The organism is Streptomyces albireticuli (genome assembly GCF_021228125.1).
Classification (GTDB): Bacteria; Actinomycetota; Actinomycetes; order Streptomycetales; family Streptomycetaceae; genus Streptomyces; species Streptomyces albireticuli.
The window spans coordinates 22,451-46,523 of record NZ_JAJQQS010000026.1 but is presented as its reverse complement, the minus strand read 5'-3'; the positions used below and the strand labels follow the sequence as shown (position 1 = coordinate 46,523).

At 71.2% G+C, this 24,073-nt stretch carries 35 protein-coding genes and 1 pseudogene; 7 read left to right on the top strand and 29 right to left on the bottom strand.

What is annotated here, in order from left to right; translation table 11 throughout:
* Positions 1-10 precede the first annotated feature (10 nt).
* From LUZ64_RS37915 to LUZ64_RS33615, 4 genes and pseudogenes are all read right to left on the bottom strand, one after another.
* Positions 11-256 (bottom strand): annotated as a pseudogene (locus LUZ64_RS37915) (type III PLP-dependent enzyme); the annotation flags it as partial.
* Positions 214-1,254: an FAD-dependent oxidoreductase gene (locus LUZ64_RS33625; RefSeq protein WP_170116861.1), complete on the bottom strand. Its 1,041-nt coding sequence runs from the start codon at positions 1,252-1,254 to the stop codon at positions 214-216. The gene LUZ64_RS33625 and the pseudogene LUZ64_RS37915, both read right to left, overlap by 43 nt.
* A 245-nt stretch (positions 1,255-1,499) precedes the next feature.
* A complete protein-coding gene (locus LUZ64_RS33620) occupies positions 1,500-2,753 on the bottom strand; it encodes an MFS transporter (RefSeq protein WP_095583309.1) in 1,254 nt (417 codons plus the stop codon).
* A 191-nt stretch (positions 2,754-2,944) separates the two neighbouring features.
* Positions 2,945-3,223 (bottom strand): helix-turn-helix domain-containing protein, encoded by a 279-nt coding sequence (locus tag LUZ64_RS33615; RefSeq protein WP_095583310.1) that lies wholly within the window; start codon positions 3,221-3,223, stop codon positions 2,945-2,947.
* 89 nt (positions 3,224-3,312) lie between these two features.
* On the opposite strand from LUZ64_RS33615, the gene map reads away from it, so the two are divergent.
* Positions 3,313-4,080 (top strand): type I methionyl aminopeptidase, encoded by a 768-nt coding sequence (gene map / locus LUZ64_RS33610; protein ID WP_095583311.1) that lies wholly within the window; start codon positions 3,313-3,315, stop codon positions 4,078-4,080.
* 70 nt (positions 4,081-4,150) lie between these two features.
* Positions 4,151-4,321, top strand: a complete 171-nt coding sequence (rpmF, locus tag LUZ64_RS33605; protein ID WP_095583312.1) for a 50S ribosomal protein L32 — start codon at positions 4,151-4,153, stop codon at positions 4,319-4,321.
* A 166-nt stretch (positions 4,322-4,487) separates the two neighbouring features.
* On the opposite strand, the gene LUZ64_RS33600 is transcribed toward rpmF, so the two are convergent.
* The 5 genes from LUZ64_RS33600 to LUZ64_RS33580 form a co-directional block, all read right to left on the bottom strand.
* A complete protein-coding gene (locus tag LUZ64_RS33600) occupies positions 4,488-4,652 on the bottom strand; it encodes a hypothetical protein (RefSeq protein ID WP_170116863.1) in 165 nt (54 codons plus the stop codon).
* Positions 4,653-4,864: 212 nt separating this feature from the next.
* On the bottom strand, positions 4,865-5,128 hold the full coding sequence (locus tag LUZ64_RS33595) for a hypothetical protein (protein WP_095583313.1): 264 nt from the start codon (positions 5,126-5,128) through the stop codon (positions 4,865-4,867).
* A 214-nt stretch (positions 5,129-5,342) separates the two neighbouring features.
* Positions 5,343-5,675, bottom strand: a complete 333-nt coding sequence (locus tag LUZ64_RS33590) for a DUF6415 family natural product biosynthesis protein (RefSeq protein ID WP_248289091.1) — start codon at positions 5,673-5,675, stop codon at positions 5,343-5,345.
* Positions 5,672-6,028, bottom strand: coding sequence for a hypothetical protein (locus LUZ64_RS33585; protein WP_095583315.1), 357 nt, complete (start codon positions 6,026-6,028; stop codon positions 5,672-5,674). The genes LUZ64_RS33590 and LUZ64_RS33585 overlap by 4 nt, the downstream gene beginning before the upstream one ends.
* Before the next feature lie 68 nt (positions 6,029-6,096).
* Positions 6,097-7,329 (bottom strand): helix-turn-helix domain-containing protein, encoded by a 1,233-nt coding sequence (locus LUZ64_RS33580; RefSeq protein ID WP_095583316.1) that lies wholly within the window; start codon positions 7,327-7,329, stop codon positions 6,097-6,099.
* A gap of 126 nt (positions 7,330-7,455) precedes the next feature.
* Between LUZ64_RS33580 and LUZ64_RS33575 the strand changes: the two genes are divergently transcribed.
* The 3 genes from LUZ64_RS33575 (at position 7,456) to LUZ64_RS33565 (ending at position 8,965) form a co-directional block, all read left to right on the top strand.
* Complete coding sequence (locus tag LUZ64_RS33575; RefSeq protein ID WP_095583317.1) at positions 7,456-8,130, top strand: HAD family hydrolase; 675 nt, start codon at positions 7,456-7,458, stop codon at positions 8,128-8,130.
* Between the two features lie 238 nt (positions 8,131-8,368).
* Entirely contained in the window at positions 8,369-8,617 is a 249-nt protein-coding gene (locus LUZ64_RS33570) for a hypothetical protein (protein ID WP_095583318.1), read from the top strand.
* A 42-nt stretch (positions 8,618-8,659) separates the two neighbouring features.
* A complete protein-coding gene (locus LUZ64_RS33565; RefSeq protein ID WP_095583319.1) occupies positions 8,660-8,965 on the top strand; it encodes a DUF6233 domain-containing protein in 306 nt (101 codons plus the stop codon).
* A 37-nt stretch (positions 8,966-9,002) separates the two neighbouring features.
* Here LUZ64_RS33565 and LUZ64_RS33560 read toward each other — a convergent pair whose 3' ends face one another.
* Complete coding sequence (locus LUZ64_RS33560; RefSeq protein WP_095583320.1) at positions 9,003-9,308, bottom strand: hypothetical protein; 306 nt, start codon at positions 9,306-9,308, stop codon at positions 9,003-9,005.
* Between the two features lie 86 nt (positions 9,309-9,394).
* Between LUZ64_RS33560 and LUZ64_RS33555 the strand changes: the two genes are divergently transcribed.
* Entirely contained in the window at positions 9,395-9,736 is a 342-nt protein-coding gene (locus LUZ64_RS33555) for a hypothetical protein (RefSeq protein WP_095583321.1), read from the top strand.
* Between the two features lie 51 nt (positions 9,737-9,787).
* Here the strand turns inward: LUZ64_RS33555 and LUZ64_RS33550 are convergent, their stop codons facing one another.
* The 10 genes from LUZ64_RS33550 to LUZ64_RS37655 all read right to left on the bottom strand — a co-directional run bounded on the left by LUZ64_RS33550 (position 9,788) and on the right by LUZ64_RS37655 (position 20,130).
* On the bottom strand, positions 9,788-9,946 hold the full coding sequence (locus LUZ64_RS33550) for a hypothetical protein (RefSeq protein ID WP_170116864.1): 159 nt from the start codon (positions 9,944-9,946) through the stop codon (positions 9,788-9,790).
* Positions 9,947-9,959: 13 nt separating this feature from the next.
* Positions 9,960-10,316, bottom strand: coding sequence for a hypothetical protein (locus LUZ64_RS33545; RefSeq protein ID WP_095583322.1), 357 nt, complete (start codon positions 10,314-10,316; stop codon positions 9,960-9,962).
* Positions 10,313-10,726 carry a hypothetical protein gene (locus tag LUZ64_RS33540; protein ID WP_143593376.1) on the bottom strand — a complete coding sequence of 138 codons (414 nt, stop codon included), beginning with the start codon at positions 10,724-10,726 and terminating at the stop codon, positions 10,313-10,315. Before LUZ64_RS33540 ends, LUZ64_RS33545 begins: the two co-directional genes overlap by 4 nt.
* A gap of 11 nt (positions 10,727-10,737) precedes the next feature.
* The gene (locus tag LUZ64_RS33535; RefSeq protein ID WP_095583324.1) at positions 10,738-10,986 is read right to left on the bottom strand and encodes a hypothetical protein; all 249 of its coding nucleotides are present in this window, start codon (positions 10,984-10,986) and stop codon (positions 10,738-10,740) included.
* Positions 10,987-10,993: 7 nt separating this feature from the next.
* Positions 10,994-11,938 carry a peptidoglycan recognition protein family protein gene (locus LUZ64_RS33530; protein WP_095583325.1) on the bottom strand — a complete coding sequence of 315 codons (945 nt, stop codon included), beginning with the start codon at positions 11,936-11,938 and terminating at the stop codon, positions 10,994-10,996.
* Positions 11,939-12,002: 64 nt separating this feature from the next.
* Complete coding sequence (locus tag LUZ64_RS33525) at positions 12,003-12,668, bottom strand: hypothetical protein (RefSeq protein ID WP_095583326.1); 666 nt, start codon at positions 12,666-12,668, stop codon at positions 12,003-12,005.
* A 10-nt stretch (positions 12,669-12,678) separates the two neighbouring features.
* The gene (locus LUZ64_RS33520; protein WP_095583327.1) at positions 12,679-13,419 is read right to left on the bottom strand and encodes a hypothetical protein; all 741 of its coding nucleotides are present in this window, start codon (positions 13,417-13,419) and stop codon (positions 12,679-12,681) included.
* Entirely contained in the window at positions 13,416-14,498 is a 1,083-nt protein-coding gene (locus tag LUZ64_RS33515) for a DUF5047 domain-containing protein (RefSeq protein WP_232399024.1), read from the bottom strand. Before LUZ64_RS33515 ends, LUZ64_RS33520 begins: the two co-directional genes overlap by 4 nt.
* A 10-nt stretch (positions 14,499-14,508) precedes the next feature.
* The gene (locus tag LUZ64_RS33510) at positions 14,509-16,746 is read right to left on the bottom strand and encodes a hypothetical protein (protein WP_232399022.1); all 2,238 of its coding nucleotides are present in this window, start codon (positions 16,744-16,746) and stop codon (positions 14,509-14,511) included.
* Positions 16,747-16,749: 3 nt separating this feature from the next.
* Positions 16,750-20,130, bottom strand: coding sequence for a phage tail tape measure protein (locus tag LUZ64_RS37655; protein WP_095583329.1), 3,381 nt, complete (start codon positions 20,128-20,130; stop codon positions 16,750-16,752).
* A gap of 204 nt (positions 20,131-20,334) precedes the next feature.
* On the opposite strand from LUZ64_RS37655, the gene LUZ64_RS33500 reads away from it, so the two are divergent.
* Positions 20,335-20,619 carry a hypothetical protein gene (locus LUZ64_RS33500; RefSeq protein ID WP_143593377.1) on the top strand — a complete coding sequence of 95 codons (285 nt, stop codon included), beginning with the start codon at positions 20,335-20,337 and terminating at the stop codon, positions 20,617-20,619.
* On the opposite strand, the gene LUZ64_RS33495 is transcribed toward LUZ64_RS33500, so the two are convergent.
* The 9 genes from LUZ64_RS33495 to LUZ64_RS33455 all read right to left on the bottom strand — a co-directional run bounded on the left by LUZ64_RS33495 (position 20,565) and on the right by LUZ64_RS33455 (position 24,070).
* Positions 20,565-20,906: a hypothetical protein gene (locus LUZ64_RS33495; protein ID WP_095583331.1), complete on the bottom strand. Its 342-nt coding sequence runs from the start codon at positions 20,904-20,906 to the stop codon at positions 20,565-20,567. The genes LUZ64_RS33500 and LUZ64_RS33495 overlap by 55 nt on opposite strands.
* Before the next feature lie 2 nt (positions 20,907-20,908).
* A complete protein-coding gene (locus LUZ64_RS33490; RefSeq protein ID WP_095583332.1) occupies positions 20,909-21,244 on the bottom strand; it encodes a hypothetical protein in 336 nt (111 codons plus the stop codon).
* A 72-nt stretch (positions 21,245-21,316) separates the two neighbouring features.
* Positions 21,317-21,838, bottom strand: a complete 522-nt coding sequence (locus LUZ64_RS33485) for a hypothetical protein (protein ID WP_211305111.1) — start codon at positions 21,836-21,838, stop codon at positions 21,317-21,319.
* A 53-nt stretch (positions 21,839-21,891) separates the two neighbouring features.
* Positions 21,892-22,317 carry a hypothetical protein gene (locus LUZ64_RS33480; protein ID WP_232399020.1) on the bottom strand — a complete coding sequence of 142 codons (426 nt, stop codon included), beginning with the start codon at positions 22,315-22,317 and terminating at the stop codon, positions 21,892-21,894.
* Positions 22,318-22,325: 8 nt separating this feature from the next.
* Positions 22,326-22,610: a hypothetical protein gene (locus LUZ64_RS33475; protein ID WP_095583333.1), complete on the bottom strand. Its 285-nt coding sequence runs from the start codon at positions 22,608-22,610 to the stop codon at positions 22,326-22,328.
* 9 nt (positions 22,611-22,619) lie between these two features.
* Positions 22,620-22,970, bottom strand: coding sequence for a hypothetical protein (locus tag LUZ64_RS33470; RefSeq protein WP_095583334.1), 351 nt, complete (start codon positions 22,968-22,970; stop codon positions 22,620-22,622).
* On the bottom strand, positions 22,970-23,521 hold the full coding sequence (locus tag LUZ64_RS33465; RefSeq protein WP_095583335.1) for a head-tail connector protein: 552 nt from the start codon (positions 23,519-23,521) through the stop codon (positions 22,970-22,972). The genes LUZ64_RS33470 and LUZ64_RS33465 overlap by 1 nt, the downstream gene beginning before the upstream one ends.
* Positions 23,511-23,858, bottom strand: a complete 348-nt coding sequence (locus LUZ64_RS33460; protein ID WP_095583336.1) for a hypothetical protein — start codon at positions 23,856-23,858, stop codon at positions 23,511-23,513. Before LUZ64_RS33460 ends, LUZ64_RS33465 begins: the two co-directional genes overlap by 11 nt.
* Complete coding sequence (locus tag LUZ64_RS33455) at positions 23,858-24,070, bottom strand: hypothetical protein (RefSeq protein ID WP_095583337.1); 213 nt, start codon at positions 24,068-24,070, stop codon at positions 23,858-23,860. Before LUZ64_RS33455 ends, LUZ64_RS33460 begins: the two co-directional genes overlap by 1 nt.
* Positions 24,071-24,073: the final 3 nt, after the last annotated feature.

The following is a 24,073-nucleotide window of genomic DNA, read 5'->3' as shown; positions in this document are numbered from 1 at the left end:
CCCCCGGGCACACGGTGGCGAGGCGTTCCACCATGGCGGTGCTGTCGGCGGTGAAGACCGCGACGCCCTTCTCCCGCGCGAAGGCCAGTTCCCGGGCGTCGGCGAACGCGTTGGAACAGGCGATGTCCTCCGGTGGGCAGCCGGCGTCCAAGGCCTGCTGGATCTCGCGCGGTGAGGCGACGTCCAGGGCGCCGCCGCGCCGGACGAGGGCGGTCATGAGCGCCCGGTCGGGGCGGGCCTTGACGGCGTACTGCACGCGTGCCCGTCCGTCGAAGACCGCCACCAGCCGGTCGTAGGCCGCCACGGCCGCGCCGACGTCGAACGCCGTGAAGGGTGTGGGGCGAAGCCGGTCGCCGGGCCGAAGGTGATGACGTTCGTCGCGCCGATGTACTGCTCGTCCTCGCCGGCCAGCGGCACCACGTGCAGACCGCAGGTGCCGGCCCGGTTGGGCGTGCGGATCACATGAGGCCCCCGGGGGCCGGTGTTCACCCGTTTCACGGTCACCGCGAGGCCCGTTCCGTGCAGCATGGGCGGGACGGCGCCCGGGGGCAGCACCTGGTCCGCCAGGGCGCCGCCGGCGACGCCGGCCGCCAGGACCACCGCTCCCGCCGCCACCCGCCTGCCGTCCTCCAGCTCCACCCCGGACACCGCACCGCCCGATGCCCGCAGCAGCGAGCGCACGGTCGCGGGCACGCGTTCCACGCCCCGCTCGCATGCCGCTCGTTCGAGGGCGGCGACCAGCGCCCGCCCGTCCACGGCGCCTTCCCTCCGCAGGTGCAGGACCCGCAGCGGACGGTGCCCCAGGCGCGGCGCGAGGCCGTCCACCTGCTCGGGAGCCACGAGCTCGTGCGGCTCGCCGAGCTCGGCGGCGGTCGCGCACATCGCCTCGAAGTTCTCACCGGCGATCCGCCCCGAGCTGCTGCTCATGATGACGAACGTGCCGTCGCTCCACGAGGCGCGCACCGCGGACGCGGACGCTTCGCCGACGTCCTCCTCCAGTGCCGCGAGCCACCGCGGCCACAGGTCCAGGGCCGCCCGCGCGACGGCGAAGCGGGCTTCGGACACGGGATGCCGGCGGGTGTGCGTGGTGACTTCGCCGAAGCAGTTCAGCATGGCCCCCGCGGCCACGCTCGCCGCCCGCGCGCGCTCCGCGGGACCGATCACCGAGATCTTCAACTCCGGTGCCCGGCGCGCGATCTCCACCGCGACCGACAGGCCGACCGCGCCATTGCCCACGACCACGACATCTGCCATACCGCGCATCCCGCCCCCCGGTTACGGCGCGCGAACCCGGCTGTTCCGATCCGGACGGAAGGCCGGTCCGAAGCCGCTCCATGAACCTACCCTCGGCTTTCCCGGAGAACCTCCGCGCCGGCTCCGGACGGTCGCCCCGGTCTAAGTTCACCCGTGAGGGTGTCTTCACCACCTGCGACCGGTCGGCGGTCGGGGACGCGCCTTCCGTCTTCACGCGCCCCGCGAAGCACACCCCGGCCGGAACGTCATGTCCGCATGAGGGGAACGCCCTCGGCCGGTTTCGTCCGGCCGCGCCAGACGCCGCGGCATCCGCAGGCCAGCGCGCAGGCGAGGGCGCAGGACGCCGCGGCCAGGAGGAAGCCGTGGGCAGGTGTCCCCGCCAGGAGTCCGGCGACGGCGGCGCCCGCCGACATGCCGGCGGCGCCGGCCGCGTTGAGCCAGCCGAACGACTCGGTCAGCGAGCCGGGCACGGCGATGCCGTCCAGGGTCTCGTATTGCGCGGTGATCGCCGGGGTGAGGGCGAGTCCGGCGAGGGCGAGCACGGCGCCCAGCGCCCAGAGGTTGCCGACCGCCGCCGGGGCCGCCCAGCCGGCCGCCAGCGCCGCGAGCAGGAGCGCGAGCCGGCGGGCGGGGCCGGCCCGCCACCGCCGGCCGCCGTAGCCGAAGCCCCCGATCAGGCTGCCGCAGGCGAGCGCGGCGATCAGCGGGCCGGAGGCATGGCGGTGACCGGCCGCGTCGGCGGAGGCCACCAGGGACATCTCGGTGAGGTTGACGCTGCCCATCAGCAGGAAGCCGATCAGCAGCAGGCTCAGCTGGGCGGGGTCGCGCAGGGGGCCCAGCCGGGGCGTGTCGCCGGGCCGCCGCCGGACGGGGACGACGGACACGCGCGCGGCGGCGGCCACCGTGAGGCATCCGACGGCGGTGGCGGCGGCCGCGCAGAGCAGGCTTCCGGCCGCGCCGGTCAGTGCCGCGATGCCGGCGACCACGGTCGGTCCGATGACGAAGGCGAGGTCCATCACCAGGGATTCGTAGGCGAAGGCCGCTCTCTTGGCGTCGGGCTCGTCGGCCAGCGCCGTCGACCACAGCGCCCTCATCACGGCCCCGAGCGGCGGCAGCAGGACGCCGGTGGCCGCCGCCAGGGTCACGAGCACCGCCGTGCCGGCGCCGTGACCGGCCAGCAGGGAGAAGGTGACCAGTACGCACGCCTGGCCCAGGCCGGTGGTCATCAGTACGGGTCGCGGCCCGACGCGGTCCGCCGCCCGGCTCCACAGCGGCACGCACACCGCGGCGGTGAGCAGGTAGCTTCCGGCCGCGAGGCCGCCCGCGGCGTAGGAGCCGGCGGAGTCACGGAGCACCAGGATGAAGGCGAGCCCCAGCATTCCGACGGGCAGCCGCCCGATGAGCCCGCCCAGCGCCAGCCGTACGGCACCGGGGTGCCGGAACAGCGCGCGGTAGCTGCCCGTCATGCGTCGCGTACTCCGCCCTGCCGTTCCGCTCATGTGTCGGGGTTTCTTCCCCGGACATGGGTCCGGCACCCATCAAGCGTGGTGGAGACGTCCACGGGGCGGACGATCCCACTCGGGTGCCGCACGCTCGCCGCCTTCCGCTTGCCGTTCCGGCAGGCGGTTCCGCGGGCGCGGGCGCGCCAGGGCCACGAGGGCGCGGGCGGGGCCGCCCTACGGCGCCTCGCTCATCCGACCTCCGCGAGTTCCGGCTCCGTGCCGGCGCCCTCCGCGGAGGCCGCGGCCAGGTCGTCCATGGACAGGCCGAGGACGGTGGCCAGGGCCGCCACCGTGAAGAAGGCGGGGGTCGGGGCCCGGCCCGTCTCGATCTTGCGCAGCGTCTCGGCGGACAGCCCGGCGGCCGCCGCGATCTCCACCATGCTCCGGTCGCCGCGGGCTCTGCGGAGCAGCAGGCCGAAGGTCTCGCCGCGGCGGCGCTCCCAGGGGGTCAAAGGGTTCCTCACCATGACCGTGATACTAATACCGTGATAACTATACCGGTATAAGAATTGGCCCGGCTCGTCGAGCCGGGCCGAGAGAACGGGAGCGACAGACCATGGTGGAGATCAAGTCCGATGCCGAGCTGGACGCCATGCGCGAGGCGGGCCGCGTCGTGGCCCGCGCGCTGGCCGCCGCGCGTGAGGCGGCGGGTGTGGGGGTGAGCCTGCGGGAGCTGGACGAGGCGGCGCGCGCCGTGCTGGACGAGGCGGGCGCGACCTCGCCGTTCCTGGGCTACCACCCCTCGTTCGCACCCACACCGTTCCCCGCGGTGATCTGCGCGTCGGTCAACGACGCGATCGTCCACGGCATCCCCGACGACTACCGGCTGCGCGACGGCGACCTGGTGAGCGTCGACTGCGGGGCCCGGCTCGACGGCTGGACGGGCGACTCGGCCCTCACGTTCGGCGTCGGCACGCCGCGCGCCGGGGACACGGAGCTGATGGACGCCACGCGCGAGGCGCTGGCCGCCGGGATCGCCGCGGCCGTCGTGGGCAACCGGCTCGGGGACATCTCCCACGCCATCGGCGGCGTCGTCCGCGCGGCCCGCTGCGGGACGCCCACCGACTTCGGCGGCCACGGCATCGGCCGCCAGATGCACGAGGACCCGCCCGTCCCCAACCGCGGGCGCCCGCGCCGGGGAATGCCGCTGCGGCACGGCCTGGTGCTGGCGATAGAACCGATGCTGATGGCGGGCGGCCGCGACGGTTACCGCACGGACGCCGACGGCTGGACGCTGCGCACCACCGACGGCAGCCGGGCGGCGCACTTCGAGCACACGGTCGCGATCACGGAGGAGGGCCCGCGCATCCTCACCGCCCCCTAATTTCTTGGAAATGGGATCCGTTTTCATGTAGCGTTCGCGTCGTCCCGCCCGCCGCACGAGGAGGATCCCCATGGCCGTACCCAAGCGGAAGATGTCCCGCAGCAACACCCGCCACCGCCGCGCCCAGTGGAAGGCCACGACACCGGCCCTGGTGCCCGTCACCCTCGACGGCACGGTGCACCTCGTACCCCAGCGCCTGGTGAAGGCGTACGAGCGCGGCCTGCTCCAGCCCGAGGCCTGACCCGGACACCGGACCGCCGCCCGGCGGACAGGCGGTGCGCGACGGCCCCGTACCGCCCCGAGCGGCGCCGGGGCCGTCGGCATGCCGCCCCTCAGGGCCACCGCCGCGGGCTCCGCTCCTCACCCGGAAGCGGACGCGGCGCGGGACCGCTCGGGAACGCGCCCGTCTACGACGAGAACTGCCGCATCAGGCGCACCCCCTGCGCCGCCGTCATGTGCGGCAGGTACGCCTTGCCGATCGCCCGCGTGATCGCCGGCAGTGCCGCCGGGTCCGGGTAGGTCATGTACATCGGCCGGTACTCCTCGGCATCAGGGCGAACATCTCGCGACATGAGCCGCAGGGGCAACTACCTGCATACTTTGCGTTCCCTTGATGGTCTGCTCTGTTCCCTTGACGAGTCGTTGATGGCGCATCCGCTTCTCCCCCAAGGCTCTCCAGAGAGGGAAACTCCCCAGATTCCCCCCGGCTCCGACGCCCATCGCCACTGCGTCTACACCCAGATGGACCTCCCCGCAGCAACACCGGGGAGGTCCATCTGGGTGTCTACACGGCGCCGAGCCCGCCTGGCGCGTAGTCGGTTTCGCAGCGCTCGGCATGCCACCGCCGTTCGCCCTCAAGGTCGATGACACAGCGGCGGCATGCTCGGATCTCGTACCGATCTCCGATGGGCGTGTCGATAACGTCCAGCTTCGTCGTGTCGGCGCCGACTGCGGCGCACCGGAAGCACGAGCCGGGTGCCCACGCGTAGAGGGCGGTGATCTCGTCTTGGTCGATGGCCTTCCTGGTGGAGCGCACGCGGTACAGCATGGATGGATCCCCCGTCGAGACTGCCGATCTCGTGCTCCCCGTCGATCGCTGACAGCTGGTCTTCTGAGGCCACTGATCTGCGAACTGACGTGGGTGAATCATCAACCGTTCCTATCCACTGTGCCATGCCTCCGGCCCATGCGGCAGATATATGCACCGATGGAATCCGGCCGTGACCAAAATGCACACAACTCGCCGACCTGCGACAACGGTGTCAACGGCTTCTCGATGACGGCCAGTCGAGGAGGCGCTGGCAGTCGCGGGCGAGCTGGGCGACGTGGGCGATGTCGTGGAGGGGTTCGCCGGTGAGGCGGTGCCGGGTGTGCTCGGCGATCAGGTCGAGGGCAGCCTGGTCGAGATACCAGTGGAGGCTGCCGTGCCAGAGCCGCTCGACCTGGGCCTGGACCGCGGGGAGCAGTTGCTGGAGGTCCCTGCGGAGCAGGGTATCCAGCTCTGCCACCTCGCCTGCGGCTGGCCGACGACGGCGGAGGGTCGCGGCCTGGTGGATGTGGGCCCGGACCGCGGAGTCGTCGTGAGCGCGGGTCATGGGCATGGGGCGTCCCGGGTCGGACTGGCGACTGCCTCCAGCGCGGTGAGCAGCTTGGCAGGGTCGGCGAGGGGCCACCGCCAGTCGGGTGGTGTGAGCCAGTACGGTCCAGGTGGTCTGGTACAGGCGGGAGGAGGGAGCGGGAGGTAGGAGTCCCTGCCGAGGGCTCGGGTCTCGGGGTAGTCCCAGGTGGCCGCAGCGCCGGCGGGCACGAGGACGTACATGCGGCGTTCCCCTGGCTCGACGATGACGGTGCCGATGCCGTCGCCGAGAAGTGCGGCTGCGGCGAGCCCGAGGTAGCGGGGCATGCGGATGGCGTCCCACTGGTACCCGACTGCGGTGATCGTGTTCATGAGTGCCCCTGTCGCCGGTGTGGTGTGGCGACGAAGGTAGGGGCGATGGGGCGCTCGACCCCGGACTGTCAGTCCGGGTGCCCTGCAGGTCCGAACTCGCTGTCGATGCCGAGGCGCTCGACGAGGGCTTCGACCTGCCGACGGTAGGTGGGGCGGACCCGGTGCCGGAGGCGATCGACGATCTGCCGGGCAGGAAGACTCCGGGTGAGGTCCTCGGGGGCCAGCTGTTCGATGTCGAGGAGGTGGACGAGGACGGCGGCGTCCTCGCGGCGGAGGTCGTAGCAGCGGGCGACGTCGAGGAGGAAGGTGAACTGCCTCTCGATGGATGACACCTGGGAGATGTCGATGTCGTCGGCGTGGCGGAGTCCTTCGGCGGCCTCTCCGGCCAGCATCTCGATGCCCAGTGCGTGGAGGTGCACGTTCGTGGGGCCGAACACCGTCCAGTGGATGTTGCCCTCCCCGGCTGCCTCTGCCCGCGGCAGGGCTTGCTGCTCGAGATGAGCGCGGGCCCTCCACCAGTCCCGGCGCTGGGCTGCGGCGGTGGAGATGACGAGGTGCAGGGCTCCAGCCAGCGCTTCACCGTCTGCGTCGGCGGGGGCGTTCTGTAGCTGCTCGGCTGCCTGGGTGGCGACCTGCTCGGCACCCTCGGGCTCGCGCTGCCCGAGGAGGACGTGCCCCAGATTCCATTGCGCGGCGGCGATGCGGAGGGGGTCGTCGGCGTCTTCGGCGGCCCGGAGGGCGCGGTCGGCGACGAGGAGGGAGAGGTCGAGGCGCTGGGTGCGGCGGCAGTAGGAGCGGAGGAGGCCGTACAGATCGGCGGCGGCACGGAGGGCGTCCCGGCGCGCCCCCGCGTCGGGGCCCGTTCGGTGGGCGCGGACGGTCCGTTCGGTGTCGGCAAGGAGGGTGGGCAGGATCGTGGCGGCGTCAGTGTAGCGGGTGGGGGAGGTCTGCCAGGTACGCCAGGCCGCCTCGACGCGCTCGCGGAGGACGGCCGGTTCCACGGGGGCGCCGTGGCCGGGTGGGCTGTAGCCCATGAGGATGCGGGCGACGTCGGGTGCCGTCTGGTGCGGGGCGCTTTCGTCGGCGGGCGTCGGGTGGTCGAGGAGGGCGGTGACTGGGACGCCGATTTCTCGGGCGAGGGCGACGAGGACGTCTAAGGAGGGCGCCTTCTGGCCGCGCTCGATCTTGCTGAGGTAGTCCTCGGTGATGCCGCACAGGCCGGCGATGGCGGCCTGGGATCGGCCGCCGTTGCGTCTGCGCCAGTATCTGATGCGTGCGCCGACGGGCAGGTCGCTGACCATGCTGGCTCCTGAACTGGTGGTTCCCGTTCTGGAGTTCACCGTAGCGCTGCGGGTGGCTGAGAGTGGTTTCGTCGGCTCGTTCGTGTGACAGCCTGTCCCTGGCGGCGGGCCCTGGGGAGGAGTCGGATGCGGCGGATCGTGCTGTGGGACATCGACCACACGCTGATCGACACGCGCGGTGTGGGCAGAGAGCTGTCCGCAGCGGCGTTCGAGCGGGTCACCGGTCGGCGGATGGAGCGGCAGGCGAAGATCGACGGGATCACCGAGCCGGTGATCTTCCGGGAGACCGCAGGACTCCACGGGATCGATAGCAGCCGCAGCGACTTCGAGCGGTTCGCTGAGGCGCTGGCGGAGGCGCACGTGCAGCGGGCGGCGGAGCTGCGGGAGCGCGGTCACGCCCTGCCCGGTGCTGCCGCGGCCCTGAGCGCGCTGGCCGCTGTCGACGGGATCGTGCAGACGGTGGTGTCCGGCAACGTGCGCGCCGTCGCGGAGATCAAGCTGGCGGTGTTCGGGCTCGACCGGCATATCCGCTGGGAGCTCGGTGCCTACGGGGAGGACGCGGATGAGCGGCCTGACCTGGTGCGGATCGCCCTGGAGCGCGCTGGCCTGGAGGCAGAGCAGGCGGTGCTGTTCGATGACACGCCAGCTGGCGTGGAGGCAGGCGTCGCCAGCGGAGTCCGGGTGATCGCCGTGGCGACAGGGCGAAGCAGCGAGGGAGAACTGCGGGCGGCCGGCGCGGGCGCGGCGCTGCCGGACCTGACAAATACGCGTCGGCTCGTCGAGTTGGTGGCGGGAGTCTGACCGGTGTCAGTGCCTGCCCGTACTCTCCCTCTCATGCCGTCGTCCTGCACGTCCCCGGGTCCCGATGCCGTGAATGAGCTGATCCGCACGTTCCTCGCGGCACGTCGGGGTCGAGGGCTGACGGCGTCGGAGCGGGTGGTGTACGAGGGTCTGCGGGCGGAGTGGGTGGCGGCGGTGCGGCGGGCCCGGTACGGCAGGGCGGCGTGATTCGGCCAGGGAGCGGCTGAGAATCGATCACGTGTCTAGTGACCTAAATATCCCAAATGACCTGATTGAACTGGAGCGCACGGCGGAGGCCGCCCGGGAGGGCCTCGCCGGCTTGGAGGGCGAGGCGTGGGACGCTCAGCTGATCGCGTGGTGGGAGGCGTCCGTGGCTGCACTGGCAGCCGTGACCGCGCACGCGGAGGAGTCCAGCCAGTCCCGGTACAAGCTGGAGATGGCCGTGAAGAAGGCGGTCCGACACCCGGAGCCCGAGCCTGACGCTTAGCCCTGGAAGCGATCACCTTCCGCTCGATTTACACTCGAACACATGAACGACTTGCCGCCGGATCTGCCCCGCCTAACGGTCCTGGAGACGTACCTCGACCTACAGCTGCGGGCTGTCCGGCGGAGCATCGCCGAGCTCCAGCACCCTCCAGTCTCCCCAGCGGCGGAGGCGTGGACGCTCGAACGGATCCGCACCGACCCGCAGAGGCCCCTCGGCCGCCTGCACCGCTCCACCTGCCACCTCTCATCCGGCCCCACGCTGAACCGCATGGAGGCGAGGCTCGCCCTTCGCGAGCCCGGGATCGAGCCCTGCACCGGCTGCCTCCCGGAGGAAGGCCTGAGGGAATGAGGAAGTCCTCCACCTAGCAGGGTGACGGTGGGGGGCGCTAAGCATCGGCCGACGCGTCGGGGCCCCCTTCGTCTCGTCGATCGTCGGCGCGCTTCCCGGTGGCGCGACCTTCCGCAATCTGCTGTGCACGGGCGCGGCTGGTGCCGATCACTTTGGCGACCCCGGCGTGACTCGCTCCGCGGTCGCGCATTTCCTGGACGGCCCCTTGGCGGATCTCGCGCAGCCATTTCTGCAAGTCCGGGATGGCCCGGAGGGCCGCGCTGACGTCCATGGCGCGCCGCTCTGCGTCGTCTTGCTCGGCAAGGTGTTTGAGGTTCTCGAAGGGGCTTGGCGGTGTCGTCACGAGCTCATCGTAAGGGGAGGGTTGACGGTTTGTAAGGGGTCCCCTTACAGTCGAATTGTTCAGACAGCCAGTCCGAGGAGGCGCAGATGACCATCCACCTCATCGAGTACACCGCCCACACCACCAGCGGCACTGAGCATGGCATCGCACGCGTCCACAGCCACCGCAGCCGCCCCACCTGGCAGGAATGCCACGAGCAGATCCCCGGCTACCGCACCGGCAGCCGCCTTGGCAGCGAGCCCCAGTACACACTCACCTACGCCACCCCGGAGGGCGCGGTCGCTCGTACCCTCAGCGGCACCAGGGCCATCGAGACGATGGGCGCCGCCGTCACCCGGGCCGCTACCCGGGGCGAGGCATGGGACATCCTGGTCACCGACCAGGATGGCCACGACATCACCTTCAACTTCGCGTGCTTTTGCGGCTAGCCGCAGAATCACGCGAAGATGCCCCGCCGCCCCTCGGGCAGCGGGGCATCTTCACGTGGTGACGTCGTAGCCGTCGAGCGGTGGCGTCGGCGGTTCCGGTGACGGCTCGGGCTGGGGGTCGATGAAGCCGAGGTTTTCGAGGGTGCCGAGGTCGGCGGCTGGTGGTGTGCGCGGCTGTGCGGGCACGGGGGTGGGCTGCTGGTCGGGCATGGCACTCCAGTTCTCACACGTCGATGTCGCGGAGGAGCTGCCGGACCTCTGCGGGTACGGGCTGGGGTGCCAGTGGGGGTTCGTGGCCGAGGCTGCGGATGTGGCCGGCGAGGAGGCGTACCCAGGTATGGAGGTAGGCGATGGTCGTGTCCTGAGCGGCGATGCGCTCGCGCTGCCGCTCCCCCTCGGTCTCTTGCCGCTGAATCCGCCCCTCAAGGCGTTCGATCGCTTTGCCCTGTTGTTCGGACACCGCGACGAAGTCGTCGCGGCGTTCCTGGCGAGGGGTTCTTCGTGCCACCCGCGCCGCCCAGACGCCGCAGACGGCGGTGATCAGAGACACTCCGATCGAGGCGAGGGTCTCGGGGCTCATGGGCGCGGGTCCCCCTTCGGTCTCGGGGGCTCGGGCCACCCGGCGGCGACGATGACCGGCACCGAGATGACCGTCCAGACGGCCGTCGCGACCCAGCCGCGGGGGAAGATGCCAAGGGGCCACCAGCTGGCGAGGTAGGACAGGGTCCAGGGGATGACGATCACGACGAGGGCGAGGAACCCCCACCAGTCCCGGCGTGGGGGCATCCAGGCGGCTGCGATCGCGATGGTCCCGGCAGTGATCCACAGCCACGCCCATGTGGAGAGCGGCCACAGGTGCAGTACGAGGGTCAGGCCGCGCTGGTCGGGCTGGGGAATGGTGAGCTGCCCGTAGCCGTAGAGGGCCCAGACAGTCCCGTAGGCGAGCAGGATGGTGCCGCGGCGGCCGAGCATCCGGCGCAGCCGGGTCACGGCCCGCCGCATCACACGGCCGAGCTGGTGGAGGCGCTGTTCGGGTCGCCGATGACGCGGGCGAAGAGGCCCTTGAGGAGGGAGCCGACGGCCGCGATCCCCGCGGTGGCGACGGTGTGCCAGAAGGACACGTTGAGCATGTCGGCGGGGCCGGCGGCCAGGGCGATGCCCCCGGCGGCGAGGAGGAACGTCCAGATCACGCGCTCGGCCAGGTCGCGGGCGTAGGTCTTCGCGGTGCGGATGACGTTGGTGGTGGTCATGGTTTGTCTACTTCCAGTAGAGGCCGCGGGCGCGGGCGGCGGTGATGGTGGCGGGGGCCGTGTCGAGGGCGCTGGTGGGCGCGTAGGTGATCTCGAAGCGGACCGTCTCGCCAGAGGAGATCGACCCGGCGTGGGTGAAGTCGGCGAAGGATGATCCTTCGGTGCAGATGCGTTCGACGATGGGCCCGTCCCAGCGGGAGCCGTCGGCCTTCTGGTGGTAGAAGCGCCCTTGCAGCACGCCGCCGGGCTTGGCCTTGAGGGTGAGGAAGGCGGTGGCGGTGTAGGACTGGGCGCCGGAGATGAGGTCCTGGCGACCGACCGTCAGCGTCGTCCAGACGTTCGGCGGCAGGCTGAGAGTGGCGCCGGTGTACTCGCCGAGAGCGAAGGGCACAACGGTCTCCTGGGGGCTTTGGGGGTCTCGCTGGCCGCCGGCGCGGGCGACGATGCCGGGGAAGATCGCCTCGCGGAACTGCTGGACGCGGGCGTCACCGGGGCAGTTGGTCCCGCTCGTCGACCAGGCGGCGTGGAGCCGGTGGTAGCCGTAGCCGGGGTCGTCGGCGGTGCGGCAGATCCTCAGTGGGATGTCGTGCTGCTGGTGGAGCCACACGCCGATCTTGATGAGGGTCTCGATCTGGGCGGGGGTCCAGGGGTCGGTGGCGTCCAGGTTGGACGCGGTCTCGACGGACACCGCCCCGGTGCCGTCCGGGCGCGCGTTGGCGCGGTAGTTCGCGTCGGCCCTGGTCTGCGTGCCGATGAACTGCGCGCACGACCCGTCGAAGCCCACGCCGAAGTGCGATTCCAGGTTGGTGCTGTCGCGCCAGTACTCGTAGGTCCGCTGCGGCGTCCAGGGTGCGGCGATGCTGTGCAGGATGAACTGGGTCGGCCGGATCGCCTCCTGGGCGTCCGACTCCGGCTGAAGCTCCAGTTTCTGGGCGCCTGGGTACCAGGCCATGGGTGCCTCCAGGGCATGAAAATTGCCCCTCTCCGGGGGCGCGGTTCGCGGATGGTGCTGCTGGTCAAGTGGCGGTCTGGTAGGTCCCGTGGATACGGAAGACGTTGGTCGTCGCGGGCGCCCAGGGCTGGGTGTTGGTCCACACGTTCTCGTCGCCGGGGGTGGAGGAGGGGAACCAGATCTGGTCGGTGGTGGTCCAGCCGCCGCCGAGGGGACTGTTGCCGGTGCCGTGGTTGGGGGTTGTGGCCCGGGAGAAGACGGCGACGAGGCATCCGGGGTCGGAGTTGGTGATCGTCGCGGTGGTGAACGGCAGGCTGAAGCGGTAGGTGCCGGAGCCGGCGTTCGTGGTCGAGCCGATCACGAGCTTGATGTAGATGTGGCAGGTGGTACCGATCTTCATGTACTGCCCGACAAGGGTGCCGTTGCCCAGGCTCGGGTTGGTCGTCGTCGCGGTCCAGGCCACGGCGTAGCTCGTCCACTGGGTGCCGTAGGGCACCGCCTTCCACGCCGACCCGTCGTAGACCTCCAGCGAATTGGTGTCCTGGAGCCAGGACTCCATCCCCTCCACGGGGCTGGTGACCGTGGCCGCCCGTGCGGAGGCGGACGCGAACCGCATCACGCCCCGCTGGGCGAGCCCGTCCGCGATGTTCTGCGCGAGCGTGGCCGCGTTGGGGGCGTCGGTGAGGGCGGCGATGGATACGCCCTGCCCGTAGGCGTCGGTCGTGGGCATGGGCGCCTCCTCAGGCGACTCGGATCAAGGACATCCATGAGTGGGTGAAGAGCGTGGTGTCGCTGGCGTTGCTGGTGTTCTGGGCCCACTGGAATGTGAAGGAACCGCCGGTCCCTCCGACGACGACGAGCCCGGTGGGCTGCGCGGTCATGGCGTGGCTGGTGTCGGAGGAGCCGGCGGGCAGGGCGGTGGTGAGGGAGCCAACGGAGTCCGCGCGGACCTGCGCGGTGTTGCCTCCGGCGGTCATGCTGACGTCGGGCCCGTACAGGGACCAGCGGCCAGCCGTCCCGGAGGGGACCGCGAAGGCCCCCTTGATCCCGCCAGCGTTGGGGCCGGTCCAGAAGAGCGTCAGGGCCAGCTCGTAGACCGCGTTCGCGGTGACGGTCACTGTCAGGTGCGGATCATCGGCGAGGGTGGTCGTAGTGTTGCGTGCGGTGTTGGCTGTCTTGCGCGCGAAGAGCTTCGTCCCGACCGTGTCGAGCGTCGTGGCCATGCGCCCTGCGGCGATCCAGTTTCCGTTGCCGGAGACCGTGACAACGATGACGTCGTTGACGGCCGGGGCCCGGTACGTCTCCAGCCTGCGGGCGGTGATCCCGTCGGTGGTGATGATGGTGCCGTCCGTGTTGACGGTGGCGACGGTGGCCAGCCGCCAGTCCGCGCCGCGCACGGCCGGGGTCTCGGCGCCGGCCTGCACGGCCTGGCGGCGGATGGCGTCCGCGAGGTCGGCCGGGGAGGCGGAAGACGAGCTCAAGAGTCCTCCTTTGCGGAGATCGTGGCGATGGTGAAGTCCCCGCCCACGTCGAGGGGGACGGTGAACGACTGCACCTGGTGGAGCTCTTTGGTGCCGTCCGGGTAGAGCACGCGGATCACGTCGCCCGGCTCCAGGGCAGGGTTCGGCAGCGAGGAGATGTCCGCGCTCGCGTTCGGGGCCGCTGCCGCGCGGAGCTTCAGCGTGGCCGCGGCCGTGCAGGCGCCTGTCGTGGTCAGGGTGCTGGAGGTGTAGAACGCCGGCCGGTGGCCGAAGGGGCCACTCCAGTACGTGGGCGAGGTCGGGTCGTTGTCGACGACCAGGGACGAGACCGGGGCGACGTTCGTCTCGGTGTTCTCGCCGCGCGCGAGCACCCCGTTGTAGACCTTGTCGGCCGTCATGCCGCGGCTGGCCGAGACGTAGGCGCCGCCCTCGCCCGCTGCGATCGTCCACACGGGGGTGGTGGTGAGGAGGTCGGGGAACTCGGCGATGACGAAGTCCCCGTCCGGGTCGGCGTACACCTCGGCGCCGATCGCGGCGGCGATTTCGGCGACGGCGGCCCAGCGGTCGCCCTCAATGTCCCATGTGCGGGGGCCGATGGCGGCATCGGTCGCCCTGTTGATCACGGAGGCGGCCGGGATGCTGGACTGGATCAGCGTGGTCACGGCGGCGACCGCGGTGCCGCTGGCCCTGTACGGGGCCGTGAACTTGTCGTCAGCGACGACCGCCTCCAGCGACTTCCCGCTGATGGTGACGGGCCCCTCGTCGACGTCACCGGCCACGGAGTCGACCCGGAAGACCCCGAGCGGCACCAACTCCGTGGACCCGTCGGAGTACTGGACACCGCGGCTGATCCGCAGGGTGGCCCCGTACACGCTGAGCCGGTCCGTGGGCGTGCGCGGGATCAGAGCGGTGTCCGCCAGCGTCACGGAGCAGGTGCGCCGGACAGCCTGCCCGCGGTCGACGGTGACCGATCCGCCCGTGTGCTCCAGTCGCTCGACGCGCCCGTCCGTCCGGAAGAGCACGACCTCGGTCGCCAGGGGGCCGGACTCGGCGATGGCGGCGAGGAAGCGGCTGCTCACGGAGTACACGTCACCCTCCGATCCGCCGGTCGAAGAGAACGTCCTCCCACGTGGCGTAGGCGTCGAGGACGTCCTGCCACGTCGCGAAACCGGTGAGGACGTCCTGCCAGGTGCGGCCAGCGGAGCCCGCGACGCCGACGGTGGTGGGCATGTCGACCTGGGTGAGAGGGAGGGTCCACTGGCGCCAGTCTTCGTCGGTCTGATCGATGAGGCGCGGGAGAGCGACCTCACCGACGGTGACGTAGAGGTCCGTTTCATGGATGCCGGGGACGACCTGCCACAGGAGCGTGTTGCCGGAGTCGAGGAGCCAGTGCAGGGCGGCCGCTTCGGCGTCGTTCCGGGTCCAGATGACGAGGTCGCCCTCCAGGCCGCCGCGCACGTCGGAGAGCACGACGGGGTTCCGGCGCCCTCGGACCCGGTAGGCGGCCTGGGTGATCGGCCGCTTCCAGGGCGGGGGCGAGACGACCATGAAGGACGCGTTCCGCTGTGGCTGCCCGGGGTCTTTGATCCAGCAGATGTTCGCGTCGCCCGCGGTGAGGGTGATGCCGTTGCTGGCCCGGAAACCGGGGGTGGAGGAGAGGGTGGCCCGGAGCTCGATGTAGTACGAGACCTCGACGCCGATCGGGGCCTCGTAGTCCTCGATGACCGTCAGATCCGAAGTGATCGCCACCAGGCTGATCAGCCCGCTGGGTCCGCGGACGAGGGTGCGGGTGCCGTCCGGGGTGATCCGGTAGATGGTGATGTACTCGCCGACGGTGAGCTCGCGCAGGGTCAGGGTGATCGACGCGGTGTCGTCGTGGGCCTCGACGTCGGTCAGCGGGAGGGACTGCCACAGGGCGAGGCGGTCGATGCGCCACACGCTGCTGCCCGAGGTGGCGGTGAGTGTGTACTCGATCGCGGCCTGCGTCGCTGTCGCGGGTGCGGTGAAGGTGTTGCCGAGGAGCCACCAGTTGGGGGTGGGGATGGCCGCCGAGGAGCCGCTGGTCAGACCCAGATCCGTGTTCGCGGCGTCGTACCAGCGGACCCCGCGCGTGAGCGTCCAGCCGCCCGCGGACACGTTGCTGTAGACCTCGGTGCGGAAGTCTAGGCCGCCAGTGCCCGCGGGCAGGGGGAATTTGGCGGAGCGGATGACGCTGGTGGTGGCGGTGCTGGAGGTGATCGTGCCCGCGTAGGCGCCGTCGAAGAAGTACGTGCCCCATGGTGTGGAGCGGGTGATGGTGGCGACGCCGGAGACCACGGTCCACCCGGCCACATCCTGCTCGAAGGAGGCGTCGGCATAGGGCAGGACGCTGCCCGCGCGGAGAATGGGGGCGGTGGTGACGACGGCGGTGTCGACGCGCAGCACCTGCCCGGCGGTCGCCGTGTCGATGCCGGCCGCGATGGAGCACGAGGCGGTACCCGCGGGCGCGGTCGCGGAGGCGTATTGCCGGTACCAGCCGGTGCCGGGGGCGGCGAGGACGCTGCGGGTGGCGGCGATCTGGGATCCGCCGGAGTCGTAGAACCGCAGCTCCACCCAGGTGACCGAGCCGCTGGTGGGCGGGTTGAGGTAGCAGTGGGCGACGTACTCCACGCCCGGTGTCGCCGCCGGGCGGTCCGTCGACCGCATGGAGGCGTTGCCGTTGGCTGAGGCGGTCATCGCGATGACGTGCCCGCCGGCGAGGTACCAGTCGACCGGCCACGACACCATGGGGGCCTGGCGGGCTACCGTGGAGTTGAGCTCGTTGAGCCACGCCGTGGCGTCGATCTCGCTCGACTCCGTGTTGAAGCCGAACAGATTCCCGACCGTGGTGACCGGGTAGCCGAAGAAAAAGTTCTCGTAGTAGGAGAAGACGGCGCCGGCGGCCGGGGTGGAGGACACCACGACCTGGGCCCGCGCCGCGGTACCCGGTGCCTCGCCGCCGACTGCGATCCGGTGCCAGGTCGCCGACGCCGACGCGGTCGTCAGCGACCACGTGATGGAGATTTCTGTGTTGGCGGCGTCGAGCCAGCGGATCCCGATCCGCTCCGGGACCGTGGCTCCGGAGGCGTCGCAGAACGCCTCGTACTGGGTCCACGGCACCACGCTGTAGCTGGAGACGGTGCGGGCCTGCATCTCCCCCGACGCCACCGACCGGACGGCGAGGACCCCGTCACCGTTCCGGCCGCCGGATCCCAGGGAGATCGTGCAGTTGAGCTTGGCGACCCAGCCGGACGTGTTCGGGTCGACGGCCTCGGTCGTCGTGCTGAGGAAGTTCCCGGCGATGGCCACGTCTCACCTCCGTCCCGCGCGCAGGGTCTGGACGAGCTCGCCGTTGGAGCGGCGGACCTCGGCCCGCGCGATGTCGGTGATCTCCCGGTCGCCCACGTAGACCTGGACGTGTAGGTCGCCCACGCCGCTGGTCGCGGCGGTGGAAAGGGCCTGCCACTGCGAGGGCGTGAGGATCGCCTCGGGAGTGCGCAGCCCGTTGTAGCCGAGTTGTCCCGGCATCAGCCATCCGCCGTTGTCGTAGCCGCCGGGCCGGTTGTAAGCCGAGGCCAGCGAGCCATAGCGGGCCAGCGCATACCGCATGGACGCGTAGATGTTGGCGAGCGGGTCGTAAATGCCGCGCGACCGGAGCGGTCCGGCGTAGGCGGCGAACGTCGACCCGATCGTCTGCATCAGGCCGCGGCTCGGGTCGCCGGCCTTGGCGTTGGAGTCCCAGAGGTTGATCGCCCGGGGGTTGCCGCCCGACTCCTGGTTCATGCGGCGGAGCACGGTCTGGAGCAGGGACGCCGGCTGACCGACCATCTTGAGGGCCTGGAGGACGACGCCGGACCAGCGCTGTACACCGGATCCGCCGATGTTCGCACTGCCGCCGCCGAAGTCGAGGAGGCCCTTGGCTGTGCTGACGACCTTGTCCTTGAGGCCCTTGATCATGCGGGTGGGGAGCTGGGCCATGCCGCGGGCCCAGGGGCTGCCGCCGATGCTGCTGATCTTCCGGCGGACCGGGCTGATCATCTTGTCCCAGATCTCCGAGGGGTCGGTGATCAGGTCCCATGCCTGACCGGTCCACCCGCCGATCGTCTTCGCGGCGCCGGTCAGGCCGCCCCAGATGTCGTCGACGATCCCGCCGTCCGCGAACCGCTGTACCGGGCCACCGCCCGCGAACCCCGGGAGGGCGCCGTAGCGGTTGATGTAGTCCAGCGTCCCGAAGCCCACGCTGCGGGCGGAGTCGCGCTTGATGACGTACTCGTCAGCCATCATCAGGGCGGGGATGGAGTCCCGCCCCGGCACGCCCCCGTGAGTGCGGCCGCCGCGGGCGAACTTGACCGTGTCCAGCTTGCCCAGGGAAAGGAGTTTGGCGACCGCGTTCCAGACGTTGCGGATGCCGTTGTTGTAGACAACATCGACAACGAACTGCACGGGGCCCTTGGTCTTGTCCTTGATCGTGGACCAGACGCGGCCGATGTAGCCAGCGCCGGAGTTGAAGCTGTCGCCGACCGCGCGCACGCCGCGCTTGAGGAGCTCGAAGACGGGGCTGATGCCATTGCGCCAGGTGCTGGAGATGACGCTGGTGATGCCGTTCCACACGGGGCGGATGACGTTGTCCAGGAGCCACCGGAAGGCGGTGGCCAGGGTGCCCGTGAGGTAGGTGCGGACGGTGTTGAAGGTGGCGCTGACCCGGGACCACCAGCGGCTGATCTCGGCGGCGATGCCCTGGAAGACCGGGACGATCACGTTGTTCCACAGCCACGTGGCCGTCAGGGCCAGCAGCCTGATCTTGCCGACGATGGAGTCGATGGCGGGCTTGAAGGCGTTGGTCCACAGCCACATCGCGACGGCGGCGATGCCCTGGAAGGCGGGGCGGATCGCTGTGGTCCACATCCACATCGCGGCCGCCGCGATGCCCTGGAACGCGGGCCTGATCGCCACGGTCCACAGCCACATCGCCAGCGCGCCGAGGAACTTGAGGGCGAGGTAGATGGGTGTGAGGACGGCGACGACGACGATGGCCAGCAGGACGCGGGCGGCCAGCCCGATCGCGGAGAAGACCGGGCTGAGGACGGTGGACCACAGCCAGACCGCCGCATCCCCCACGGCCTGGAGACCGGTCTGGATCCCGGCGAGGGCGGGCTTGAGGACGGTGTTCCAGGTAACGGAGGCGGCGGTCTTGATGCCCGCCCAGGCGGCCATGATTCCCGCCCGGAACCACCCCACGCGCTGGAACGCCACGACCACGGCGGCGCCCAGGGCGACCACGGCGGTGATGACCAGGATGATCGGGTTGGCGTTCATGACCAGGTTGAAGGCGCCCATCGCCACGGTGGCGCCGTTCTGGATGACGGTCCAGGCAAGGATCACCGCCCGGTACACGGCGAACACCGCGGTCACCCCGGCCGTCGCTGTGGCCTGTGCGGTCAGGGCCAGGGTCAGGCCACCGACGGCGATGCCCAGGGGGATCAGCCAGGTGCCCATGTCGCGCAGCCAGCCCACGAACGCCGACCCGCCCGCGGCCACTCCCTTCAGTCCGCTGATCAGGGCGGAGGTCCCGGAGACGAGGACCGGCAGGATCTGCCCGCCGAGGAAGTCCACGAAGCCCTGCTTGAGCGTGCGGGTGAAGACTTCCAGCTCGTGGGCCGGGCCGGAGTGCAGGTCCTTGCCGAGCTGGGCCGCAGCGCCGCCGAGCTTGCCCAGGCCGGCGGTGGCCTTGCCCGGGTCGAGAGCGAAGAGGGCGGCTCCGAGGTCCTCGGCCTGGGTGCCGAAGAGACCGACCGCGGCGGCGTTCTGCTCGACGGGGTCCGTCATGGCGCGCAGCTTGTCCAGGACCGTCTGAAGCCCTGCTCTGGCACCCTCCCCGCCTTTGCTGATCTGGGCTTCCATCTGCTCGGCGTTCAGCCCCAGCGCCTCGTAAGCCTCGCGCGAGCCCTTAGACATGTCGATCGCGCGGATCGAGAACTCCTTGAAAGCGTCCGCGATGATGTCCGTGTCGCGGGCACCGCCCTGGAGCCCCTGCCGGAACAGGCCGAGGGAGGTCTGGGCGTCCAGGCCCAGCTTCCGAAGCTGGACCGGGTACTCCTGGAAGGTCTCCAGGAGGTCCTCGGCGTTGGGGCCGAGCTTCTGCATGCCGGTGGTGATGATGTCCAGGGCACCCTCGGCCGAGGGCGCGAGGCCATTCTTCAGCAGTGCCGAGACGGCCTGCGTCTGCATCGACATGTCCGTGCCGAACGTCGTACTGACGTCCGACATCTTGGCGGCGATCGATTCGAGCTGCTTGTTCGTCGCGTCCGGGGGGACGAGGCCGGCGTTGACGATCGCCCGGATCGCCTCGGCGCCCTGCTCGAAGCTCTCGGTGATCCCCTTGCTGTAGAGCTGCCCGGCCACCTTCCCGTACTTGGCGGCCTGCGGGCCGGTCGCCCCGAGCTGGGCCTGGAGCAGGCCCGTGATGCTGGCCTGCTCCAGCGCTTCGTGGAGGCCCGCCACGATCAGGGCGCCCGCGGCGACGCCGGCGGCGGCAGCCCCCTGCTTGATCTTGTCCCGCAGGCCGGTACCCGCCTCCTGCCCCGCTTCCTCGCCGGCGTCCCCGGCGGGGCCGACGAGCTGGCGGCGCAGTTCGTCGCCGATGCCGCGGACGGAGGGGATGATCTGGAGCGAGGCGTAGCCCACGTTCGCCACCGGGCACCCCCTTGTGGTGTGTCAGGCGAGGCGGCCCTCGGCGATGGCCTGCCGGCGATGTGCGCGTCGGCGGCGGGCGTCGTCCAGGCGCGCGAGGCGCTGGGGGCTGGGCTGGTTCTCCGCGCGGCCGGTGGCCCACCAGCGCGGGTACGGCTTGGGCGGTTTGGGGAGTTCGGAGCGTTTAGTGGCGGCGGTGGCCTGGACGTGCCAGTCCAGGCGCTGGAGGAGGTCGGCGAGGTCGGCGAGGAGGACCTGTTCGCCGGTGGGTTCCAGGCGGCCGCCGCCGAGCGCGGTGCGGGTGGCGGACTGGGGGGAGAGGCCGCGTACCAGGCTGGACAGCTCCCGCCACGTCAGGTCGCCGGTGAACAGGTCGCGCAGGCGGACGCCGTATTCACGGCGGAGGTCTGCCTCTACGGCTGGTCCGTGGTGGCGGATCAGCTCGCAGAGGCCCCGGATTCCCCCGGCTCCAGCCCGGAGTGGCGCCGGTAGCCGTCGAAGAGCGCCTTGAGCTTGTACTGCGGCAGCTTGATCTTGCGGAACTCCGCCCACTGCTCGTCGCCGAGGGCAGCCCGGAGGATGCCGATCGTGGCGGTCACGTCGCCGCCCTCGGCCGCTTCCATCAGGGCCCACACGTCGAGGGCCTGCATGTGCGCGAAGGTCCACCTGCGCCCGTCCCAGTGGACCCGCCAGGCGGTGAGGTCCACCTCGGACTGGAGGGCGTCGAGGTTGAAGTCGAACGGCTGGTCGTCCTGTGTGGTCGCGGTTCGGGGTGCCATGGTCAGCTCTCGCTCTCGGGTGCGGGTTCGCGGATCTGGATGCTGCGGGCGGGCAGGGTCAGGCGGACCATGCCGGCGCCGTCGGGCTGGAGGGTGACTTCGATGAGGTCGGACTGGACCAGCCAGGGGAAGGGGCGGCCGTCGACCTCGACGGCGCCGCCGGGCTGGATGACGATGCGCGCGGCCACCGGGGAGGCGGCCGCCGACCGGGGCCGTTCCTGGAGAAGGGCGGCGACGACCTTGCTCCGCTGGTGGCGCGGGAGTTCCTCACCCTCGGTGATGAGGCCGAGCTGAGTCGCCTTGGCGGAGATCTGGTCGTTCGTGAAGGTGGGAGGCATGCCGCGGTCCTTCCGAAAAGGGGTGGGCCGGGGCGTGGTCCGAACCGCGACGCAAGGACCACGCCCCGGGGCTCAGGCGCCGGCGGTGAACTGGCGGATGAAGAGGACTTTCCCGGACGTGGGGAAGATCGTCGCAATGAACTTCGCGGTAGCCAGGTCGGTTTCGTTCTCGGTGACGTCGCCGTCGACGGTGACCTCGGCGTACTGGGCGGTGATCAGCCGCTTGATCTTGTCGTCCTCACGGGTCTCGAACGCGATCTTCACCTGGGCCGGGCGCGGCACGATGATCTGGGAGTCCGTGCTCCCGGGCCACAGCAGATCCCGTGTGGTCGTGTTGTCCTCCAGCGCGGTGAAGGACTTGGTCAGCTTGAAGTGCGCGCGGGAGGTGCGGACGAGGATGCCGCCCCAGGCGTACTTGTCATCGACGTCCTCGTCCCGGGACTCGGTGAAACCGTCGTCGCCGTCGAGGAGACCGACCAGGTCCCACTCGGAGGGGAACGGGTCATCGATCGTCGCGGGGTTCACAGCGGTCAGCGGCCCGACGTACACATCGGCGTCGGTCCACAGTGCGGCATTGGTCGGGTCGCCGGCCACGGCGTCCTCCTCGGTATCGGGTGGTCAGGACGTCGCGGTTCGGTCGGGGCGGGTCAGGCCGTGGCGGGCCGGACGTTGGCGAGCACGGTGAAGGTGCTCAGGTCGATGTCGCTCCCCGGTGTCCCACGGCTGGTGTCGTCGACGGCGGCGAGCGGGCCGGTGGCCGGGCGCACGCCGCGGATCACCGGACCGGAGTGGACGATCAGCAGTCCCTGGCACAACTGGGCGAGATCGTGGGCCTGATCGGCGTCGGTGTGCCAGACGGTGACCCGCAGTGTCGCGCGGGTGTTGGCCATCGAGGAGTGCGGCAGGTCGGTGTCCTTGCGGACCAGGACGTAGGGCAGGTGCGGGATCTCCGGCGACCGGTCCCCGGGAACCCGGGTGCCGACCGTGACCCCGGCCGCGTAGGGCTCACTCCGCCCGGCCAGGGCGGTGCGCAGGACGCCCGCGGCGGCGGCCTGCGCGTCAGCGAAGATCACCAGGGGTTTCACCGGGCGCCCCACTCCCGGACCTCCAGGCGGGCCGCGCCGGCGGCCCGGGTCAGGACGCCGTGCTTGGCCTGGAGGGCCATGCCGCGCGGGTGGGCGATCACCACGGACGCCGCCCCGCGGTCGGTGGTGTAGGCGCGCACGAGGACGGGCACCCCGTCGGGGACCAGCGCCCGCGTGCTCGCCGCGACCTCGGCCGCCACGGTGTCGACCAGGGCCCGCACGGCCGGGCCGCGCAGGACCTCGCGCACACCGGCGGTGTCCAGACGGAAGTCCTTGAGCATGACCACCTCCTATCCGGTCGCGCGGACCAGGTCGAGCTCCACATGGTGGATGCCGCCCTCGACCGGGTCGGTCCAGCGAGCGATCTCGCCGTCGACTTCCAGGATCATGCCGTCCCACTCGATACGGTCCGCGGCGCGGATATCAAGATCGGTGCCCGGCTGGGACTGCACGTGCCAGCCGGTCACCACCGCCGTGCGCTCCGGCGCGGCGGTCTCGGTGGCGGTGGTGGGCTGGATGCTGACCTCGGTGATCGCCAGCCGCGAGACCGCGTCCGGTGACCAGTCCGGGACGGCGTTGCCACCGCGGTCCACGCGGGTGCCCGCGCGCAGGCGCACGATGTCCTGGTCGAAGAACATCATCACAAGTCGCTCCCGGTACGGACCTGGTGGCGAGCCACCGCCGCCGACCACTGCGCCGTCACCCCGACCGCCGCCTGCGCCCCGAACGTCACCGACTGGCCACCGACGGCCTTGGACTGCACGCCCGGCACCACCGTGTACAGCGAGCGGGCCTGGTCGATGATCGCCTCGGCGACATCGTCGGGGATCTGGGCCCACCCGTGGGTGTAGACCACCTCAAGGCATCCCAGCCGGTTGGGCCAGCACTGGCCACCTAGCCGTCGCAGGATCCCGGACTCCGACCATTCGTAGTCGGTGCCCGCGACGAGGAGGACGCCGTCGAGCTTGACAGAGGCGACGGCCGCCGTCGGCCAAACCGGCAGCAGCACCACCTCACGGCCGTTGCCGTCCAGGCGGACCGTGTCTCCAGCGACGAGGGTCACCGGGTGGCCGACGGCGCCGCGGAAGCGGCGGGTCGCGGCGCGCAGGGCCGCCAGGAGCTTGGGGTCGTCGGCCGGTCTTCCCAGCCACACGGCCAGTTCGGCCGGGTCGGCCAGCAGGTCAGTGGCCACGTGCCTTGTTCGCAGCCGTGCGCGCCTTGTTCGCAGCGGCCGTGCGGGCCTTGCCCGCCGGCTTCCCCGCGGCTCCGCCCTCGGGTTCGGGGGTGGGCGGGGTCTCGGCGAGGTCGGCGTCGGTCAGGCCGTACCGTGCGGCGTCGGCCGCGTTGTACTTCATCACCGTCTCGGCCCCGCTCGCGGTGCGGATCTTGTACTTCTTCAGCGGGCCGCCCACGACGGCCACCTCCTGGAAGTTGTCGTCGACGGGAACGCTGGTGGAGGGCGGGCCGCACGCCGCGTGCGCGGCGCCGCACGGGCACCGCCCGTCCACCATGCGTGAGGTGATCAGCATCAGGGCGCGAGCTGGCCGGAGGTGCGCATCGCCGCCAGCAGCGCGTTCAGCTTGGTGCGCAGGGCGTTGGTGTCCGCCAGCAGCGCGTCGAACTCGGCCTTGGTCGGGGTCGCGCCGGCCGCCGCCGTGGCGGTGGCTGCGGCGGCGTTGGCGACGGCGGCGGTCTGTTCGGCCTCGCGGGCCGCGCCCGCCGCAGGATGGAGGTAGGGCATGGC

Excerpts from the sequence above, each read along its gene's own strand:
- LUZ64_RS33490 (WP_095583332.1), bottom strand. The coding sequence starts at position 21,244 with ATGCCTCCCACCTTCACGAACGACCAGATCTCCGCCAAGGCGACTCAG.
- LUZ64_RS33470 (WP_095583334.1), bottom strand. The coding sequence starts at position 22,970 with ATGATGTTCTTCGACCAGGACATCGTGCGCCTGCGCGCGGGCACCCGC.
- LUZ64_RS33475 (WP_095583333.1), bottom strand. The coding sequence starts at position 22,610 with ATGCTCAAGGACTTCCGTCTGGACACCGCCGGTGTGCGCGAGGTCCTG.
- LUZ64_RS33535 (WP_095583324.1), bottom strand. The coding sequence starts at position 10,986 with ATGACCACCACCAACGTCATCCGCACCGCGAAGACCTACGCCCGCGAC.
- LUZ64_RS33615 (WP_095583310.1), bottom strand. The coding sequence starts at position 3,223 with ATGGTGAGGAACCCTTTGACCCCCTGGGAGCGCCGCCGCGGCGAGACC.
- LUZ64_RS33620 (WP_095583309.1), bottom strand. The coding sequence starts at position 2,753 with ATGAGCGGAACGGCAGGGCGGAGTACGCGACGCATGACGGGCAGCTAC.
- rpmF (WP_095583312.1), top strand. The coding sequence starts at position 4,151 with ATGGCCGTACCCAAGCGGAAGATGTCCCGCAGCAACACCCGCCACCGC.
- LUZ64_RS33525 (WP_095583326.1), bottom strand. The coding sequence starts at position 12,668 with ATGCCCACGACCGACGCCTACGGGCAGGGCGTATCCATCGCCGCCCTC.
- LUZ64_RS33455 (WP_095583337.1), bottom strand. The coding sequence starts at position 24,070 with ATGCCCTACCTCCATCCTGCGGCGGGCGCGGCCCGCGAGGCCGAACAG.
- LUZ64_RS33575 (WP_095583317.1), top strand. The coding sequence starts at position 7,456 with ATGCGGCGGATCGTGCTGTGGGACATCGACCACACGCTGATCGACACG.
- map (WP_095583311.1), top strand. The coding sequence starts at position 3,313 with ATGGTGGAGATCAAGTCCGATGCCGAGCTGGACGCCATGCGCGAGGCG.
- LUZ64_RS33545 (WP_095583322.1), bottom strand. The coding sequence starts at position 10,316 with ATGAGCCCCGAGACCCTCGCCTCGATCGGAGTGTCTCTGATCACCGCC.
- LUZ64_RS33555 (WP_095583321.1), top strand. The coding sequence starts at position 9,395 with ATGACCATCCACCTCATCGAGTACACCGCCCACACCACCAGCGGCACT.
- LUZ64_RS33580 (WP_095583316.1), bottom strand. The coding sequence starts at position 7,329 with ATGGTCAGCGACCTGCCCGTCGGCGCACGCATCAGATACTGGCGCAGA.
- LUZ64_RS33590 (WP_248289091.1), bottom strand. The coding sequence starts at position 5,675 with ATGACCCGCGCTCACGACGACTCCGCGGTCCGGGCCCACATCCACCAG.
- LUZ64_RS33565 (WP_095583319.1), top strand. The coding sequence starts at position 8,660 with ATGAACGACTTGCCGCCGGATCTGCCCCGCCTAACGGTCCTGGAGACG.
- LUZ64_RS33585 (WP_095583315.1), bottom strand. The coding sequence starts at position 6,028 with ATGAACACGATCACCGCAGTCGGGTACCAGTGGGACGCCATCCGCATG.
- LUZ64_RS33595 (WP_095583313.1), bottom strand. The coding sequence starts at position 5,128 with ATGCTGTACCGCGTGCGCTCCACCAGGAAGGCCATCGACCAAGACGAG.
- LUZ64_RS33495 (WP_095583331.1), bottom strand. The coding sequence starts at position 20,906 with ATGGCACCCCGAACCGCGACCACACAGGACGACCAGCCGTTCGACTTC.
- LUZ64_RS33550 (WP_170116864.1), bottom strand. The coding sequence starts at position 9,946 with ATGCCCGACCAGCAGCCCACCCCCGTGCCCGCACAGCCGCGCACACCA.
- LUZ64_RS33460 (WP_095583336.1), bottom strand. The coding sequence starts at position 23,858 with ATGCTGATCACCTCACGCATGGTGGACGGGCGGTGCCCGTGCGGCGCC.
- LUZ64_RS33530 (WP_095583325.1), bottom strand. The coding sequence starts at position 11,938 with ATGGCCTGGTACCCAGGCGCCCAGAAACTGGAGCTTCAGCCGGAGTCG.
- LUZ64_RS33625 (WP_170116861.1), bottom strand. The coding sequence starts at position 1,254 with ATGGCAGATGTCGTGGTCGTGGGCAATGGCGCGGTCGGCCTGTCGGTC.
- LUZ64_RS33600 (WP_170116863.1), bottom strand. The coding sequence starts at position 4,652 with ATGTCGCGAGATGTTCGCCCTGATGCCGAGGAGTACCGGCCGATGTAC.